General features: G+C 73.2%; 16 protein-coding genes. 8 read left to right on the top strand and 8 right to left on the bottom strand.

Annotated features, from left to right (window positions below):
• Positions 1-62 precede the first annotated feature (62 nt).
• From lepB (O7542_RS19010) to O7542_RS18990, 5 genes are all read left to right on the top strand, one after another.
• On the top strand, positions 63-947 hold the full coding sequence (gene lepB, locus O7542_RS19010; RefSeq protein ID WP_043325911.1) for a signal peptidase I: 885 nt from the start codon (positions 63-65) through the stop codon (positions 945-947).
• Positions 944-1576 carry a signal peptidase I gene (lepB, locus tag O7542_RS19005; RefSeq protein WP_043325910.1) on the top strand — a complete coding sequence of 211 codons (633 nt, stop codon included), beginning with the start codon at positions 944-946 and terminating at the stop codon, positions 1574-1576. Before lepB (O7542_RS19010) ends, lepB (O7542_RS19005) begins: the two co-directional genes overlap by 4 nt.
• Before the next feature lie 90 nt (positions 1577-1666).
• The gene (locus tag O7542_RS19000; protein ID WP_043325908.1) at positions 1667-2134 is read left to right on the top strand and encodes an NUDIX hydrolase; all 468 of its coding nucleotides are present in this window, start codon (positions 1667-1669) and stop codon (positions 2132-2134) included.
• Positions 2128-3003: a ribonuclease HII gene (locus O7542_RS18995; protein ID WP_064447045.1), complete on the top strand. Its 876-nt coding sequence runs from the start codon at positions 2128-2130 to the stop codon at positions 3001-3003. The genes O7542_RS19000 and O7542_RS18995 overlap by 7 nt, the downstream gene beginning before the upstream one ends.
• Positions 3000-3323, top strand: coding sequence for a DUF2469 domain-containing protein (locus O7542_RS18990; protein WP_011905215.1), 324 nt, complete (start codon positions 3000-3002; stop codon positions 3321-3323). Before O7542_RS18995 ends, O7542_RS18990 begins: the two co-directional genes overlap by 4 nt.
• Before the next feature lie 24 nt (positions 3324-3347).
• Here O7542_RS18990 and O7542_RS18985 read toward each other — a convergent pair whose 3' ends face one another.
• Both O7542_RS18985 and O7542_RS18980 read right to left on the bottom strand, forming a co-directional pair.
• Positions 3348-4454: a sulfite oxidase gene (locus O7542_RS18985; RefSeq protein ID WP_113971814.1), complete on the bottom strand. Its 1107-nt coding sequence runs from the start codon at positions 4452-4454 to the stop codon at positions 3348-3350.
• Positions 4451-5110: a methyltransferase domain-containing protein gene (locus O7542_RS18980; RefSeq protein ID WP_209960366.1), complete on the bottom strand. Its 660-nt coding sequence runs from the start codon at positions 5108-5110 to the stop codon at positions 4451-4453. The genes O7542_RS18985 and O7542_RS18980 overlap by 4 nt, the downstream gene beginning before the upstream one ends.
• A gap of 131 nt (positions 5111-5241) precedes the next feature.
• Here O7542_RS18980 and O7542_RS18975 point away from each other — a divergent pair, with 131 nt between their 5' ends.
• On the top strand, positions 5242-5985 hold the full coding sequence (locus O7542_RS18975) for a M23 family metallopeptidase (protein ID WP_280841727.1): 744 nt from the start codon (positions 5242-5244) through the stop codon (positions 5983-5985).
• Here O7542_RS18975 and O7542_RS18970 read toward each other — a convergent pair.
• A complete protein-coding gene (locus O7542_RS18970) occupies positions 5899-7080 on the bottom strand; it encodes an aminotransferase class V-fold PLP-dependent enzyme (RefSeq protein ID WP_166455532.1) in 1182 nt (393 codons plus the stop codon). The genes O7542_RS18975 and O7542_RS18970 overlap by 87 nt on opposite strands.
• Before the next feature lie 49 nt (positions 7081-7129).
• Positions 7130-8056, bottom strand: a complete 927-nt coding sequence (locus O7542_RS18965) for a tyrosine recombinase XerC (protein WP_187692525.1) — start codon at positions 8054-8056, stop codon at positions 7130-7132.
• Between the two features lie 411 nt (positions 8057-8467).
• Here O7542_RS18965 and O7542_RS18960 point away from each other — a divergent pair, with 411 nt between their 5' ends.
• Complete coding sequence (locus O7542_RS18960) at positions 8468-8809, top strand: hypothetical protein (protein ID WP_043325899.1); 342 nt, start codon at positions 8468-8470, stop codon at positions 8807-8809.
• Between the two features lie 33 nt (positions 8810-8842).
• On the opposite strand, the gene O7542_RS18955 is transcribed toward O7542_RS18960, so the two are convergent.
• The 4 genes from O7542_RS18955 to O7542_RS18940 all read right to left on the bottom strand — a co-directional run bounded on the left by O7542_RS18955 (position 8843) and on the right by O7542_RS18940 (position 12545).
• Positions 8843-9229: a hypothetical protein gene (locus O7542_RS18955; protein ID WP_064447049.1), complete on the bottom strand. Its 387-nt coding sequence runs from the start codon at positions 9227-9229 to the stop codon at positions 8843-8845.
• 259 nt (positions 9230-9488) lie between these two features.
• Positions 9489-10667 (bottom strand): DNA-processing protein DprA, encoded by a 1179-nt coding sequence (locus O7542_RS18950; protein ID WP_104113927.1) that lies wholly within the window; start codon positions 10665-10667, stop codon positions 9489-9491.
• Positions 10664-12184, bottom strand: coding sequence for a YifB family Mg chelatase-like AAA ATPase (locus O7542_RS18945; protein WP_166455530.1), 1521 nt, complete (start codon positions 12182-12184; stop codon positions 10664-10666). Before O7542_RS18945 ends, O7542_RS18950 begins: the two co-directional genes overlap by 4 nt.
• A 1-nt stretch (position 12185) precedes the next feature.
• Positions 12186-12545 carry a YraN family protein gene (locus O7542_RS18940; protein WP_064447257.1) on the bottom strand — a complete coding sequence of 120 codons (360 nt, stop codon included), beginning with the start codon at positions 12543-12545 and terminating at the stop codon, positions 12186-12188.
• Between the two features lie 491 nt (positions 12546-13036).
• Here O7542_RS18940 and O7542_RS18935 point away from each other — a divergent pair, with 491 nt between their 5' ends.
• Entirely contained in the window at positions 13037-16564 is a 3528-nt protein-coding gene (locus O7542_RS18935) for a LamG domain-containing protein (RefSeq protein ID WP_166455529.1), read from the top strand.
• The last annotated feature ends 21 nt before the right edge of the window (positions 16565-16585 follow it).

The following is a 16585-nucleotide window of genomic DNA, read 5'->3' as shown; positions in this document are numbered from 1 at the left end:
CCCGTGGGGTCTCGAAGGAGACTCCCGGGCGGTAGTGTCGTTTCCGCGGACCGGAGAGTGGCATGGTGCAGATGGTTGACGAGGACGGCGCCGTCGATCCCTGGCGCCGGCGGGCCCGGCGCGGGCGTCGCCAGATGCCGCTCTGGCAGGAGCTTCCGCTGCTGCTCATCGTGGCGTTCTGCCTGGCGGTGCTGATCCGCACGTTCCTGCTCCAGGCGTTCTTCATCCCCTCCGGGTCGATGGAGAACACGCTGCTCGTCGGCGACCGGGTGCTCGTCAACAAGGTCGTCTACGACGTCCGCGACCCCGTCCGCGGCGAGGTGGTGGTGTTCCGCGGCACCGACCGCTGGGTCGCCCAGGAGGCGCCCGCGCCGCCCACCAACTTCGCCGGCCAGGTGAGCCGCACGCTCGGTGACCTGGTGGGCGTCAGCCGCCCCGGCGAGAAGGACTTCATCAAGCGGGTCATCGGCGTGCCGGGCGACAAGATCTGGTGCTGCGACGACGGCCGCGTGGTGGTCAACGGGGTGCCGCTGGACGAGCAGGCGTACGTCTCCGAGGACTCCCCGCTCGAGCTTCCGCCCAATCCGAAGGAATGCCGGTCCCGGCAGTTCACCGAGGTGGTGGTGCCGCCGGGGCAGATCTTCGTGATGGGTGACCACCGGCTGGTCTCGCAGGACGCCCGATGTCAGGGGCCGGTGCCGATCGAGAACGTGATCGGTCGCGCCTTCATGATCGTCTGGCCGTCGCAGCGGTGGACCACCCTGCCCGTACCGGAGACGTTCGCGGACGTGCCGCGCGCGGACGCCGCGGCCGCCTCCGGCCCGGTCCCGGTGGATCCCGACCCGGTGGGCGGAGTCGTCCTGATCGTGCCGGTCGTGGCGACGCTCACGGTTCTCGCGGGTTCGGGGCGACTGCGCCGCACCCGGGGACGTAGGCTCCTCCCGTGATCGACGAGCAGACCGAGAAGCCGCGCAACTCCTTCTGGAAGGAGCTGCCCATCCTCCTGGGTGTGGCGATCCTGGTCGCAGTGCTGGTTCGCGCCTTCGTGCTGCAGACCTTCTTCATCCCGTCGCCGTCCATGGAGAACACCCTCAAGATCGACGATCGGGTGCTGGTCAACAAGCTGGTCTACGACTTCCGCTCGCCGCACCGGGGCGAGGTGATCGTCTTCAAGGCGCCCACCGAGTGGAGCGGCAACCCCGACGGTGAGGACTTCATCAAGCGGGTGATCGGCGTCGGCGGCGATCACGTGGTCTGCTGCGACCGTACGGGCGGGCAGGACCGGCTGGTCATCAACGGCAAGCCGGTCGACGAGCCGTTCATCTTCCCCGGCAACAAGCCCGCCGACCAGGACTTCGACATCACCGTGCCGAAGGGCCGGCTGTGGGTCATGGGTGACCACCGGGAGGCCTCCGGCGACTCGCTGGAGCACTGGCAGCAGTCCGGCGAGGACATCACCGTCGCCACCATCCCGGAGGGCGAGGTCGTCGGGCGGGCTTTCACCATCTTCTGGCCGGTCAGCCGCGCCACCTGGCTCAGCGTGCCGAAGCAGTTCGAAGGGATCCCCAATCCCTGACCCGACGGCTTCCGCGCGCCCCCACGCCCACCCCCGGCCGCCGGCGGGAGGGCGTGGTCGTTCGTCGCAGCCGTCTGGCAGGCTGGTGCGGTGACCGTCTACACCCCTCGTCGCGCGGCCCGGGTGCTGCTGGTCGACGCGTCCGACCGGGTGCTGCTCTTCGAGGGCAGTGATCCGGCCCGGCCGGGTCACCGCTACTGGTTCACCCCCGGCGGCGGGCTGGACCCGGGGGAGGCCCCGGCCGACGGTGCGGCCCGTGAGCTGGCCGAGGAGACCGGCCTGCGGCTGGCCCCGGCCGAGCTGGGCGCGCCGGTCTGGTCGGAGACCGTCGAGTTCCCGTTCGACGGCGTCTGGTACCGCCAGGAGCAGCAGTTCTACCTGGTCCGGGTGGCGGGCTGGGAGGTCGACACCACCGGATTCAACGACGTCGAGCGCGCGAGCGTGCACGGGCACCGCTGGTGGACGGTGACCGACCTGGCCGCCACCGCCGAGCGCTACTACCCGCCGGACCTGCCGGGCCGGCTCGGCGCCGTGCTGGTGGGAGGCGGCGCATGCTGACCCCGCCGCGCACGGTGGTGCGCCGCGACGGCGGCCTCTACGCGCTGGAGCGGGCCCTGCAACGGCGGGGCTTCCGCTACGTCGCGGGCGCCGACGAGGCGGGCCGGGGCGCCTGCGCCGGGCCGCTGGTCGCCGCCGCCGCGATCCTGCCCGAGGGGCGCCGGGGCGAGATCGACGAGCTGGCCGACTCCAAGCTGCTCACCCCGGCCGCCCGGGAGCGCGTCCACGACGAGGTGGTGGCGCGGGCCCTGGCGTACGCCGTGGTGGTCATCCCGGCCGAGGAGGTGGACGCCCGCGGGTTGCACGTGTGCAACCTCGCCGCGATGCGCCGGGCGCTCGCCTCGCTGACCACCCGCCCGGAGTACGTGCTGACCGACGGCTTCGGCGTCGACGGGCTCGACGTGCCGGGGCTGGCGGTCTGGAAGGGCGATCGGGTGGCCGCCTGCGTGGCGGCGGCCAGTGTGCTCGCCAAGGTCACCCGGGACCGGATCATGGTGGAACTGGACGGGCGGTTCCCCGGCTACGGCTTCGCCGAACACAAGGGCTACATCACCGCCGAGCACAGCGCCGCGCTGCGCGCGCTCGGGCCCTGCCGGGAGCACCGCTTCTCGTACGTGAACGTGGCCGCCGTCTCCGGACGGGACGGCCGGCCTCCCCGCGCCCGCCGCCCGGCGGGCGCCGACGTGGTGTCGCCCGAGCCCGTGGCCGGGCTGCCGGGACTCGGGGCCGGCGCGTTCGCCGGGCGCCCGGACGAGCCGATGGGGCGCTCCGGCGCGCCAGGGGGTACCGTCGGCGTGGCGTTGGGCGAGCAGCCGCGACCTCCGGCGTCGGTGGGGGAAGATGTGGTCATGGAAGGCGGAGTGCGATGAGCGCGGAAGATCTCGAGAAGTACGAGACCGAGATGGAGCTGCAGCTCTACCGGGAGTACCGCGACATTGTCCGCCAGTTCTCCTACGTGGTGGAGACCGAGCGCCGTTTCTATCTGGCGAACCAGGTCGACCTGCACGTCCGCAACTCGGACGGTGAGGTCTACTTCGAGGTCGAGATGCACGACGCCTGGGTGTGGGACATGTACCGGCCTGCCCGTTTCGTCAAGAACGTCCGAGTAATGACGTTCAAGGACGTCAATGTGGAAGAGCTCGAAAAGCCCGACATCTCGCTTCCCGCAGATTCCGGATTCGGGAGCTGATCCCCGGGCGGCCCGCCGCCCGGATCACCGCTCCGGCACGACCACTTCGACCCGCTGCACCAGGTTGTTCGCGAACCCGCCCCGGTTCCACGGCTGCTCGACCGGCTGGGTACGCCCCGAGGCGTCGGTCGCCCGGGCGCCCAGCACGTACCGCCCCGGGGTCGCCGTCCAGCTCACCGACCATCGACGCCACGCCCACTCGCCGCCGGCCGGCTCGTCCAGGACCGCCGGCGTCCACGTGCCGCCACCGTCCATCGTCACCTCGACCGACGTCACCGGCGCGTGCCCGGACCAGGCCCGGCCGTCCACCGTGCACGGCCCCGGCCGCACCACCCGGGTCCGGGACATGAAGTCCGGGAACCCGGGCGGGCGCACCAGGGCACGCGGTTCGATCCGGGTCACCGGCACGCCCGGGTCGTCGGCGTCGCGCCGCAACCGGTAGGCCACCGCGTTCTGGTAGCCGTCGAACGGCTCGGTCGTCACCGTGATGTCGCGCAGCCACTTCACGTGCGCCATGCCGTACCAGCCGGGCACGATCAGCCGCAGCGGCGCGCCGTGCTGCGGCAGCAGGGGAGCGCCGTTCATCTCGTACGCCAGCAGCACCTCCTCGCGCAGCGCGTCGGCCACCGGCAGCGCCCGCTGGTAGTCCTGCTCGACGCCGCGCTCGATCCCGTGGTCCGCCCCGGTGAACACCACGTCCACCGCGTCGCCGGACAGCCCGGCCTCGCGCAGCAGCGGCGCCAGCGGGGTACCGGTCCACTCGGCGTTGCCCACCGCCTCCACCAGCCAGGGCTGGCTCACCGGGCGGGGCCGCAGCAGCGCCCGGCCGTTGCCCGCGCACTCCAGCGTGACCCGGTGGGTCACCCGGGGCCGGTCGCGCAGCGCCGCCAGGTCCAGCCGCAGTGGACGCTGCACCGCGCCGGACACGCGCAGCGCGTACGCGGCCGGGTCGACGTCCGGGATGTCGTAGTGGATGAGCAGGTAGTGCAGGCCCGCCGGGGTCACGTCGTAGCGCAGCGCCTCCAACGGGATGCCGTGGTTGCGCGCGGCGAGCTGGAGCTCCTCGGCGCTGATCGCCTCGTCCGGTCCGGCGACCCGGGCAGGCCGGCTCGCGTCGTCCACTGTGGTCATGCCTGCTCCGTCCGCTCCAGCACGTCGTAGCCCACGAACGTGAACATCCGTGCACCCGGCACCAGCGGGCGCGGGGTGCCGGTGAAGCGGTGCGCGCCGACACCCACACCGTCGGCCGGGCTGCCCACCGCGACCGGCTCGAAGCCCTCCTCGGCGAACCACTCGCAGATCACCGGCACCAGATCCGGCTCGCGCCGGTGCCGCGTCCACAGCACCATGCCGCCGGTGGCGCAGAGCGAGGCGCAGTGCCGCACCGTCGCCCGGATGTCGTCGTCGGTGATGTTGCCGAAGATGCCGCAGACCAGCACCAGATCGGCCGGGGCCAGATCGGCGTAGCCGTCGGTCAGCGCGGCGTCCCCGGTCACCACCTGCACGCCGGTGAGCCCCGCGTCGGCGGCGGCGCGGCGGGCCAGATCGGCGTTGCGCGGGTCCAGCTCGACCAGGCGGGCGGTCACGTCGGCGCCCCGGGGGTGAGCGGCCAGCGCCGGGATCAGGTCACGGCCCTGACCGGCGCAGAGACTCAGCGCGCGCAGCGGACCGGGCGGCGCGGCGTCGAGGGCGTCGGCGACACGCCGCCGCACCTCGGCGAGCCGCCGGGCCAGTGCGGACTCGGGCTGGTCGTAGTCGCGGTGCCAGGCGTACCAGTCCTTCGTCACCCGGCCAGCATAGGCGTCCCGGCCGTAGCAGATCCGCCCCGATTTCGGCGCTCGTCCACAGTGGGGGCGCCGTCCACAGGGCGACCGCGCGGTGCGCGCGGGGGAGCACGGGACAGGTCAGGGTACGCGGTGTGCGTATCCCCATCGGTCGGGCCGGCAGGGGCCTGCTGCTTGTGCTCGTGCTCGCCTTCTGGTTGCCGGGCGTCCCCGCGGCGAGCCTTGACAGGCCGGTGGCGGCGGGCGGCTCGGCGGCGGTCCTTGACGGGCCGGACGTCACGACGGGATACCGGGGCGCGCCCGGCGGGCCGGCGATCGCCGGACGGTTCCGGTGGCCGCTGCCCGGTCCACCCCGCGTGGCACGTGGGTTCGACCCGCCGCCGCAGCCGTGGATGTCCGGGCACCGGGGCGTGGACCTGGCAGACGCGCCCGGCGCGCAGGTCCGCTCGGTTGGCGCCGGGACCGTCCTGTTCGCCGGCTCGGTCGCCGGCCGGCCGGTCCTCACCGTCGGCCACCACGACGGGCTGCGCACCACCTACGAGCCGGTCCGGTCCCGGGTCACCGCCGGCACCCGGGTCGACGCCGGCACCCCGATCGGTGACCTGCTCGCCGGGCATCCCGGCTGCGCCGAGGCGGCCTGCCTGCACTGGGGGCTGCGACGCGGCGCCGAGTACCTGGATCCGCTGGCGCTGCTCGGGCTCGGCCGGGTCCGGCTGCTGCCGCTCGACCCGGGAGCCGACGCCGGTCCCCTGAGTCGTGGCGCCGCCGCCGGCTTCGGCCGGATGCGCCGCTCAGCGCTGGGCGAGCAGCGTGGGCAGCCGGACGGCCAGCCGGTCGTACTCGTCGGGGGTGTTGTAGACCTGGCCGCACAGCCGTAGGTAGCCGCGCCCGTTCCAGCCGGCCACCGACACCTCGGCGGAGAGCCGGTCGGCGATCCGGGCCCGCAGCTCCCGGGCCGCGTCAAGTGTCGTCGCGACGCCCGGCGGCAGCGGCACCAGACGCATGGCGACCGCCGGTCCGCCGGGCTCCGGCAGCCGCTCGGGCGCCACACCCAGCGCGTCCCCGACGACCCGTTGCCCGTACGCGGCCAGCGCCGCGTTGTGCGCCCGTACCCGGTCGACGCCGAGGCTGCGCAGTGTGAACAGGCCCACCGGGGCGGCCAGCCAGCCGGTGTAGTCGAGCGTCGCCTGCCATTCCACCCGGGTCGGGAAGCCGCTGTCCTGCTCCCACGAGACGACGAGCGGCTGGATCTTCTCCCGCCACGACGGCGCCACCACGAGCGCGGCGGTGCCGCGCGGCGCGTACGCCCACTTGTGCAGGTTGCCCACCCAGAAGTCGGCGCCGATCGACGCGACGGTGGCCGGCAGCATGCCCGGCGCGTGCGCGGCGTCCACCAGCACCGGCACGCCCTGCTCCCGGGCCACCGCGACGAGCGCGGCGGCCGGAAACAGCCGGGCGGTCGGCGAGGTCAGCTGGTCGACGATGAGCAGCCGGGTACGCCCGGGGCGCAACCCGGCGCGGACGATCTCGACCACCTCCTCGTCGGTGGCGGTCAACGGCACCGGCAGGGTGCGGGACACCGCCCCGGTGCGGGCGCACTCCCGCCCGATCGAGAGGGCCACTGCCCCGTACCCGTGGTCGGTGGTCAGGATCTCGTCGCCGGGGCGCAGCGCCAGCGACTGCAACACGACCGCCGCGCCGGCGGTGACGTTGCCGACCAGCGCGGTGCCGTCCGGGTCCGCGCCGAGGAACGCGGCCAGGTGTCGGCGGGCGTGGGCGATCCGGTCGACCAGGCCCTGGGTGAAGAACCGCAGCGGGTTGGCCTCCATCTCGTCGCGCAGGCGCTGCTGGGCGCGCTGCACGGCGATCGGCACGGCGCCGAACGAGCCGTGGTTGAGGTGGCTGACGGAGGGATCGAGGGAGAAGAGCAGCCGAGCACCGGGAATCGGCTCGGGCGGCTGCGGCACCGTCATCCATCGATCCTAGCCCGAGATGGATCATCACCCGGCGGGATTCCGCCGGTCAGGCGCGGGGGTGCGCCTGCCGGTACGCCGCACGTAGCCGCTCGACCGACACGTGCGTGTAGATCTGCGTGCTCGCCAGCGACGAGTGCCCGAGCAGCTCCTGCACCGCCCGCAGGTCCGCGCCGCCTTCGAGCAGGTGGGTGGCGGCCGAGTGACGCAGCCCGTGCGGCGTCACCCGGGGCACCCCGGCGGCCTCGGTCCAGTCGGCCACGATCCGCCGCGCGGTGGTCGGGTTGAGCCGCCCGCCCCGCGCCCCGAGCAGCAGCGCCCGGCCCGAGCCGGGCGTCGCCAGAGCCGGCCGCCCGACGCTCAGCCACGCATCGAGCGCCCGCTGCGCCGGCACCCCGTAGGGCACCGACCGCTCCCGGCCGCCCTTGCCGAGTACGCGCACCACCCGGCGGCCCTGGTCGACGTCGGTCACGTCCAGGCCGCACGCCTCGCTGATCCGTACCCCGGTGCCGTAGAGCAGTTCGAGCAGCAGCCGGTCACGCAGCAGCACGGCCTCGGGCGTGTCCGCGCCCGGTGCTCCCTCGGGTTGCGGGGCGTCGGCGGGCCGGGCGGCCTCCATCAGGGCGGCGGCCTGGTCGGCCCGCAGCACGGTGGGCAGTTCGCGCCGGGCCCGAGGGCTCGCCAGCGGCGCGGCGATGTCGTCGGCGAGCAGGCCGGTGCGGTGCGCCCAGGCGCTGAACGTCCGGGCCGCGGCGGCGCGGCGGGCCATCGTCGTCCGGGCCGCGCCCATGGTCCGCTGTTTCGCCAGCCAGCTGCGCAGCACGGCGAGGTCCAGCTCCGGCAGCTCGGCGCAGCCCATCCGGACCGCGTGGTCGAGCAGCGACACGAGATCCGTGACGTACGCGCGGACGGTGTGGACGGACCGGTTGCGCACCCGCGACAGGTGGTCGGCGAAGTCGTCCACCGCTTCGCGCATCGACGCGGGCAGCTCCTCGTGCGCGTCCCGGGTGCCGCGCTGCCGCTTGCTCACCGCGGCGCCCCGATCTGGCGCACGCGGTCGTAACGGAGGCGGACAGCGATCACCGGTCCAGCGTACGGCCGGAGCGCCGCCGCGCGCTGAGCCGCCGCACCGCCTTCACCGCGCCGGACCGTGGCGCCTGCGGTGTGCCCTTCGCCGCCGCGCCCGTGCCTCCGGTATGACGATCGCGCCGCGCCGAGCAGGGTGGCTAAACCGGGCCTGGACAGAGGAAACTCATGCTGCGGCCAGGCACAGGGCGGCAACCGGACGGCAGCGTGGCTGAGCCGGCGCCCCACGGGTGGCCGATCCGGCCGCGATCGGACAGCCGCGTCCCGCGACGGTGACGCCCGGTACGAAAAGGGGCCGACAGTGGGAGTGGACGCGGTCCTCTACCGACAGATATCGGCGGGCAGCAGTCGTCGCCGGCCCGCGTACGTCTCGATCGAGGTCGTCGCGGATCCGCAGGACGTGCTGCTCGGTCTGCTGGCGCGGGTCCGCGGCGGCGGCCGGACGCCGCTGCTGGATCGCGTCGATCCGCTCGGCGAGCTGACAGTCGACACCGATCGGATGTCGCAGCTGCTCGCCGACCTGCGGTGCCTGGCCGAGGTGGCCGGGGCGCCGGCGGAGGCCGACCACATCCGCCGGCTGGCCCGGCTGGCCCGCCGCTGCGCGGAGCGCCGAGACACCGAGATCCGGTTCGAGGGCGACTGACGATCGCGCGTCCCGTCGCCGTGCCGTGCCGGCTCAGGCTTCGGCCGGCTGCCGCGTGGCCCGGATCCGGCGCGTGCCCCACACGATCAGCAGGACTCCGGCCACGAACAGCGCCGGACCGGCGACGAAGCCGATGTCCCGGATCATCAGGTCGATGTCGTGCTGCTTCTCCGCCTCGGCCTTCTGCGCCTCGTAGGAGCCGTCGCCCGCGCCGAACATGCACCGGTCCCGGGGCGTCATCACATCCTCGCCGCACATCGTCGGGCCGTTCGGGTCGTAGTCGCCGATGTCGCGGTGGGACAGGATCGCGAAGAACACCACGAAGAGGCTGACCACGACCAGCATGCCGCCGAACGCACGACGCCCCGACCCGGGTGGGCCGGCCGCCGGGTTGCGGCGCGAGGTTTCCTGCGTGCTCATCGGCCGCCTCCGCGCGTCGGCGGGATGGCCGACGCCGGCCCGGCGAGCCGCACCTCGGCGCCGGACTCCGACCATTGTGGACATGTGCGACGGTTCGCTGCCCCAGTCATCCTTCTCCCCGTGACGGCGCCCGGCGTCCGGCCGGGGCGCGATCGTTCCCGCAACGGCTTCCGCCGCGCGCGAAATGGTGATCCTAGAAGACCGGGGCCGGTCCCACGGCCCCGTCGCCGGGCGGTTGCGAGGGGGTACGCGCCGCCTGTCACGTCGGGCCGGCCGCTGGCGGGGCGAGCGCGTAGCCGCCGTCGCGACGAACCACCATCGTCAGTTCCTCCAGCAGGGACAGCTTGCGCATCGCGGTACGCAGGTCCACGCCGGCCCGGGCGGCGACGCTCTCCAGGTCGAGCGCCCGGCGACGGGGCAACGCCTCCAGCACCTGGGTGGCCTCCTCGTCGAGCCGGTCCCGTGGGCGCTCGGGCGCTCGGGCCGGCGGGGCCAGGTCGTAGCCGATCCGTCCCACCTCCTCCAGCACGTGCGCGAGGCCGGTGACCAGCCGGGCGTCCGGCCGCTCGCGCAGCACCTCGTGCCCGCCGACCGACATCGCGGAGGTGACCGGCCCGGGAACCACCATCGCGTGGCGGCGGAGGCCGAGCGCCCGGTTGAGCGTCTGGGTGGCGCCGCTGCGCGCCGCCGCCTCCACCAGCACCGTGCCGCGTGTCGCCGCCGCTATCACCCGGTTGCGGATGAGGAACCGGGGCCGCAGCGGCTCCGCGCCCGGCATCCACTCGCTCACCAGCAGGCCGGTCTCGGCGATCCGGTCGAACAACGCGGCGTTGCCCATCGGGTACGGGCGGTCCACCCCGCACGCCAGCACGGCGACGGTGCGCCCGCCCGCTGTCAACGCGCCGCGATGGGCGGCGGAGTCGATGCCGAACGCCCCGCCCGACACCACAGTCCACTCCCGGTCGGCCAGGCCGTAGCCCAGCTCGGTGGCGATGTGTGAGCCGTAGGGGGTGGCCGCCCGGGCGCCGACCACCGCCACCGAGTGCGCCAGCGTCTCGCCGAGCGGCCACGCCCCGCGTACCCAGAAGCAGAGCGGCGGGTCGGTCTCCACATCGACCCGGCGGGTGGCGCCGGGCAGCGCCAGCCGCCGCAGGTCACGGACCTGGGCCGGCCACTCGTCGTCGTCCGGGGTGACCAGCCGGGCGCCCAGCCGCTCGCCACGGGCCAGCGCCTCGGCCGCGACCGCCCGGGCGTCACCGGCAGCGGCCCGCGCCGCCACGGCCGAGCGCAGGGTCCGCTCCGGCGCGCCACCGGACAGCAGCAGGTCCAGCGCGGCGACCGGGCCGATCCGCTGCACCAGGGCGTACACGGATCGGGTGCCGGGCTCGGCGAGCCAGGTGAGCGCGACCCGCGCCAGCTTGGTTTCTTCGGTGCTCACGCGGCCTCTCCCGTCCGCAGTTGGATGGCCTCCGCGACGTCGTCGTGGCCGGGGCGGTCCCGCCCGTCCAGGTCCGCGATGGTCCAGGCGAGCCGCAGTACGCGGTCGTAGCCGCGCGCGGACAGCGAACCGGTGTCGAGCCGGTGCCGCAGGTCCGCGGTGACCCGGGCCGGCAGGTGCCACGGCGGGCGGCGCAGGTACGGGCCGGGGACGTCGGCGTTGACCCGGTGCCCGGTGGCCGCCCAGCGGTCGGCGGCGGCTCGTCGTGCGGCGGCGACCCGGGCGGCGACGGTGGCCGAGGACTCGTGCGCGGCATCGGTACGCAACAGTTCCGCCGCGCGTACCGCCTGCAGCCGGACCTGCACGTCCACCCGGTCGAGCAGCGGCCCCGACAACCGGCCCAGGTAGCGCCGCCGGGCCAGCGGTGTGCACTCGCAGTCGACGTCGCCGGACGGCTTCGCGCACGGGCAGGGGTTGGCGGCCAGCACCAGTTGCGTGCGGGCCGGGTACTCGGTCGCGCCGCGCGTGCGCGCCACACGTACCCGGCCGCTCTCCAGCGGCTGCCGCAACGCCTCCAGCGCGCCCTTGCCGAACTCGGGCGCCTCGTCGAGGAACAGCACCCCGCGGTGGGCCAGCGACACCGCGCCGGGACGGGCCAGCCCGGAGCCGCCACCGACGAGGGCGGGCACCGTGGCGGTGTGGTGCGGCGCCTGGAACGGGGGACGGCGCAGCAGCCCGCCGCCGGGCGGCAGCAGGCCGGCGATCGAGTGCAGCGCGGTCACCTCCAGGGCGGCCTCGTCGTCCAGCTCGGGCAGCACCGAAGGCAGCCGCTCGGCGAGCATGGTCTTCCCGGCGCCGGGCGGGCCGAGCAGCGCGAGGTGGTGACCGCCGGCGGCGGCGATCTCCAGCGCGCGCCGCCCGAGCGGCTGGCCGGCCACGTCGGCGAGATCCGGTCCGGGTGGGGTCCCGGCCGGGGCCGGAGCGGGCGGGGCGAGCAGTGGCGCGCCGGTGCGGACGTGTGCGACGAGCCGGTGCAGCGTGTCGACGGCGTGCACCCGTACGCCGGGGATGACCGCCGCCTCGGCGGCGTTGCCGGCGGGTACGACGACCCGGGTGTGCCCGGCGCGGGCTGCGGCGGCGACCATGGGCAGCGTGCCGCGTACCGGGCGCACCGCGCCGTCGAGGCCGAGTTCGCCGAGCACGACAGTGGCGTCCAGGGCGACGGGCGGCAGCTCACCCGAGCCGGCGAGCACGGCGACCGCGATGGCCAGGTCGAACGCCGAGCCGTACTTGGGCAGGGTGGCGGGCAGCAGGTTGAGGGTGATCCGCCGGTTCGGCCACTTCTGGCCGGAGTTGACGATCGCGGCACGGACCCGGTCGCGCGCCTCGTGCAGCGCGGTGTCGGGCAGACCGGAGATGATCACGGCGGGCAGGCCGGGGGCGAGGTCGGCCTCGACCTCGACGAGGTGCCCGGCGACTCCGGCCAGGCCCACGCTCAGCACTTTCGCGTACCCCATGTCAGAACGCGCCGCGCAGGTGCTCGACCCGGGCGGGGCCGGTGAGCGGGAGCCGGACGGACAGCACGTCGAAGCGGACCTCGTCGGCGGTGGTGCCGGTCTCGGCGAGCCACCGGGCGGCCAGGCCGCGCAGCCGGCGGGCCTTGGCCGGGACGACGGCCTCGGCGGGGGAGCCGAACTGCTCGGTGCGGCGGGTCTTGACCTCGCAGATGGCCAGGACCGGGCCCTCCCAGGCGATGATGTCGATCTCGCCCTCGGGGCAGCGCCAGTTGCGGGCGACCGGGCGCAGGCCCGTCTCGATCAGGTGCCGCAGCGCGCACCGCTCGCCGTACGCGCCGACGGCTCGGTTCCGGTTCGTCATGCCGGCCAGGATGCGCCGGGGCGGCCCGGGGCGGCGGGACGGATGCGGCTGCCCTGTGGACAAGCTGACGGTTGTGGACGGAGCCACGATCACCGGATCGATGTGGTAAGGCTGCCGGCCGTACATGCGAGACGCCAGTGGCGGACGGTGACGGCGGTGACGACCTCGGGAGCATGTGGGCGGTTTGCGCTAACCAGTTGTGACGTCTCTTTACAGGGCGTGTAGCTGATCTTTACTGTCGCATCGCTGAGGAGCAATGAACGGGGGCTGTAATGAACTTGAGCTTGATCTATAGAACGACCGTCGCGCTGAGCCACTCTCGCCGACCAGTCGTCGATCAACTCGCCCGCTGACGAGCCGCTCGCGCTGACACATCCCGACGTCGGGCGCCGGAGCGACCGCCGTCCGCTACAGGTTCTTGATTTCCACGCCTTGAGTCCCGTGCCCCGCACGGCCCTCTGACGTGCCAAAACGCAATGAGGAGTGTCTAGGTGAGAGCACCTGGATCGGTTTTCGCGTGGCGTCGTCGCGGTTTCGCCGCCGCAGTCGTCACGCTGGCCCTGATCGCGGTCGGCAGCCCGACCCTGCTGCCGTCGCCAGCGGTGGCCGAACCGCCGGCGTCCCCGGACGCACCCGTGCTGGGCGAGGTCGACGCGCTGGCGCAGGCCAGGAAGCTCAAGATGCAGGTCGAGGTCACCAGCCTCAAGAGCGAGAACTCACGTGTGCTCGCCACGCCCCAGGGCAACCTGGTGCTGGAGTCATACGTGGAGCCGCAGTGGACGAAGACTCGCAACAACAACTCGTGGCAACGGATCGATACCCGGCTCGAACGGCGAGCCGACGGTTCGCTGGGGCCCGTGGCGACGCTGGCCGACGTGACGTTCAGCCAGGGCGGAAGCGCACCGGCAATTCGGCTGCCGGTGGCCGACGGGCAGGTGTCGTTGTCCTGGCCGGGGGAGCTCCCGGCCCCCTCGCTCGACGGCGACACCGCCGTCTACGCCTCGGTGCTGCCGGACGTGGACCTGCGGCTGCGGGCCTTGCGCGACGGGTTCACCTGGGCGCTCGTGGTGAAGTCCGCGCAGGCCGCGGCGAACCCGATGTTGAACGAGTTGCGCTTCTCGCTGCGGACGACGGGGTCGCTGACCAAGCGGTCCAAGGCCGGCGGCGGATTCGAGGTGGTCGACCCGACCGGTAGCCCGATGCTGTCCGCGGGCGGTGCGCTGATGTGGGATTCGGCCGGGGTGGCGCCGAAGGCGCGTGCGGGGACGAGCCGGGCGGCAGCCGACTTCGCCGCCTGGGACCGGCGCGAGTCGTTGCGGGTCGCGCCGGACCACGCGCGCAAGGCGGAAATTCCGACCCGGGTGCAGGGCGACGACCTGGTCATCGTGCCGGACCAGGCGCTGCTGCGGGGCAAGAACACGGTCTACCCAGTGGTCATCGATCCGTGGAGCACAATCGAGAAGACCCGGTGGGGTTACTCGAGCACCAACAACGCGACCCGCAACGACGGTGTGGCCCGCGTCGGCCGGGACCCCGAGGGGTCCGGCACCTACCGGTCGTACTTCTCGTTCAAGCTCACGTCGCTGTCCGGCAAGACCATCCGCAGCGCCAAGTTCCTGACGGAGATGACGCACTCGTGGGACTGCGGCAACACCCCAGTGAACCTCTGGCGGACGGCCGACATGGCGACCACGGGCAAGCAGACCTGGTCCGGGCCGAGCTTCTCCAAGTGGTTGGAGAAGCGGTCCGGGCACGCGCACAAGCCATCCACCGGTGAGGGCTGCCCCGACGACCCCCAGCCGGACCAGCCGATGGAGTTCGCCAGCCCGAACGTCACCGCCGACATCAGCGCCAACCGGGGCCAGGAGATCTACACGCTGGCGCTGTCGACCCGCGAGTCCGACGGCACATCGGAGTCGACGAGCAACTGGTGGAAGAAGTTCGACCCTGTGCAGACCAAGCTGACGGTGGAGTACAACACCAACCCCAACACCCCGACGGCTGCACAACTGTCGACCCACGCCGGCTACACCGCTCCGGGGCAGGCGTGTGTGACCGGTACGTCACGGCCGGCAGTGCGCTCGGACTTCCCGTGGCTGAAGGCGACGGTCAGTGACCCGGACGGCAGCGGTGGTGGCAGCCTCTCCGGCGTCTTCACCCTCCAGAAGCTGGTGGGTGGCACCTGGACGAACGTGTCCGGCTGGCCCAAGACCGATTCCGGGGTCGCGCCCGGAGCCAAGGCCGAGTTGCAGCTGTCCGCGAAGACGGTCAACGGCGAGATCTACCGGTGGCAGGTGCAGACCAAGGACACCCTCGGCGGTTCCTCCACGGCGTCCCCGTGGTGCGAGTTCTCCGTCGACTACTCCGCACCCGAGGCGACCCCCGGGGTTGTCGCCGCCGACGGCCTCTACCTGGAGTCGCCGCCCCGGGGCACGAACCAGGACCTGCGGGGATCGGTCGGTTACACCGGGCGCTTCACCTTCTCGGCCAACGGCGCCGCCGACGTATACGACTACGTCTACCAGATGAACGGTGGTCCGGAGATGGTCGTCCGTGCCAGCAGTCTCGGCGGCACCGCCACCACGGTGGCGACGCCCACGCTGCGGCATGAGAACGTGCTGACCGTCCGCAGCCGCGACCAGGCCGGGAACTCGTCCGCCCCCTACGACTACGCCTTCCTGGCAGGCGACCCGTCCGGTCCGGTCGCGCACTGGGCGATGGATGAGGGAACCGGTCTGATCCTGAACAACAAGGTCGAGGGCGCTCCGGTGGCGACCATGAGCCCGTCCCCGGCCTGGGCGGACTCGCGTGTGCTGGGTACGAGCCGGCGAAGCGGCAAGGACTGGGCGGTCAAGTTCGACGGCGACGATCAGGCCGCGACCACAGGCCCGGTCATCGACACCACCCGCAGCTTCTCCTTCGCTGCCTGGGTCCGCGCCGATGTGGTCGGTGGGGTGGTCATGGCGCAGGTCGGCACGAACAAGAGCCCGTTCGAACTCCAGTACCATCCGGCGAAGCAGCGATGGTGCTGGGTCAGCTACGCATCGGACACGGTGAACGCTCTGGCGACCCCGTCACCCGCGTGCGGTACCGAGCCGGTGCAACCGGGCGTGTGGGTACACCTCGCCGGTGTCTACGATGCCGGCTCGACCAACCAGCTCTCGTTGTACGTGAACGGGGTCCGCAAGGGCGTGGGCATGGCCAACGCCTCCGTGTGGTCCGCGTCCGGGCCGCTGATGATCGGTGCTGCGCGCAACGGGGCACCGACCGGTTGGATCAACGGCGCCATCAGCGAGGCCCGGGTCTGGGACCGGGTCATCGACCCGGAGACGGACCTGTCCGAGATCGTGGCCCCTGTGCGGGTCGGCCAGTGGGACATGGACAGTGACGACCAGGACGAGCCGAGGGAATCGGGAGACTCCTCCGACTACCGGACGCCACTGACTCTCGGTCCGGCACCGGCCGCGAACTGGACCACGGAGGGCTTCAACGGATCGACTGCCCTGCGCTTCGACGGAATCTCGGGTGCCGCACAGACCAGCGGTCCGGTGCTGCGCACCGACCAGTCGTACACCGTCTCGGCGTGGGTGCGGTTCGCAGGCGGCGCGGGCGCCCGCACGGTGATCGCCCAGGACGGTGTGAACATCTCCAGTTCGTTCCTGAGCTGTCGTACCGACGCGAACGGGTCGAAGTGGTCGATCATGCTCCGCTCCGGCGACTTGACCTCCGCGCCTGGGTTCTACGTGACCGGCAGCACCTGCCTCGTCAACCAGTGGACGCACCTCACGGCCGTGCAGGATGCCACGAGCCGGACGATGAGCCTCTACGTGGACGGCAATTTGTTCAGTCAGCTCACCCCCACCTTCAACCCGTGGCACGGAACAGGCGGGCTGGCGGTCGGCCGAGGCAGGTGGGGGGCGCCCACCGACTACTTCAACGGTGACATCGACCGTGTCCAGGTATGGCAGGGCGCGCTGAGCGCCGCAGAGGTCCAGGCGGCGTTCGCCGCAACCGACTGACCCGGGTCTCCGGTCCCGTCC

This window comes from Micromonospora sp. WMMC264 (genome assembly GCF_027497275.1).
In the GTDB taxonomy this organism is placed as follows: domain Bacteria; phylum Actinomycetota; class Actinomycetes; order Mycobacteriales; family Micromonosporaceae; genus Micromonospora; species Micromonospora chalcea.
Note: the sequence above shows the minus strand (reverse complement) of the source record. Positions and strands in the feature narration are given on the sequence as shown.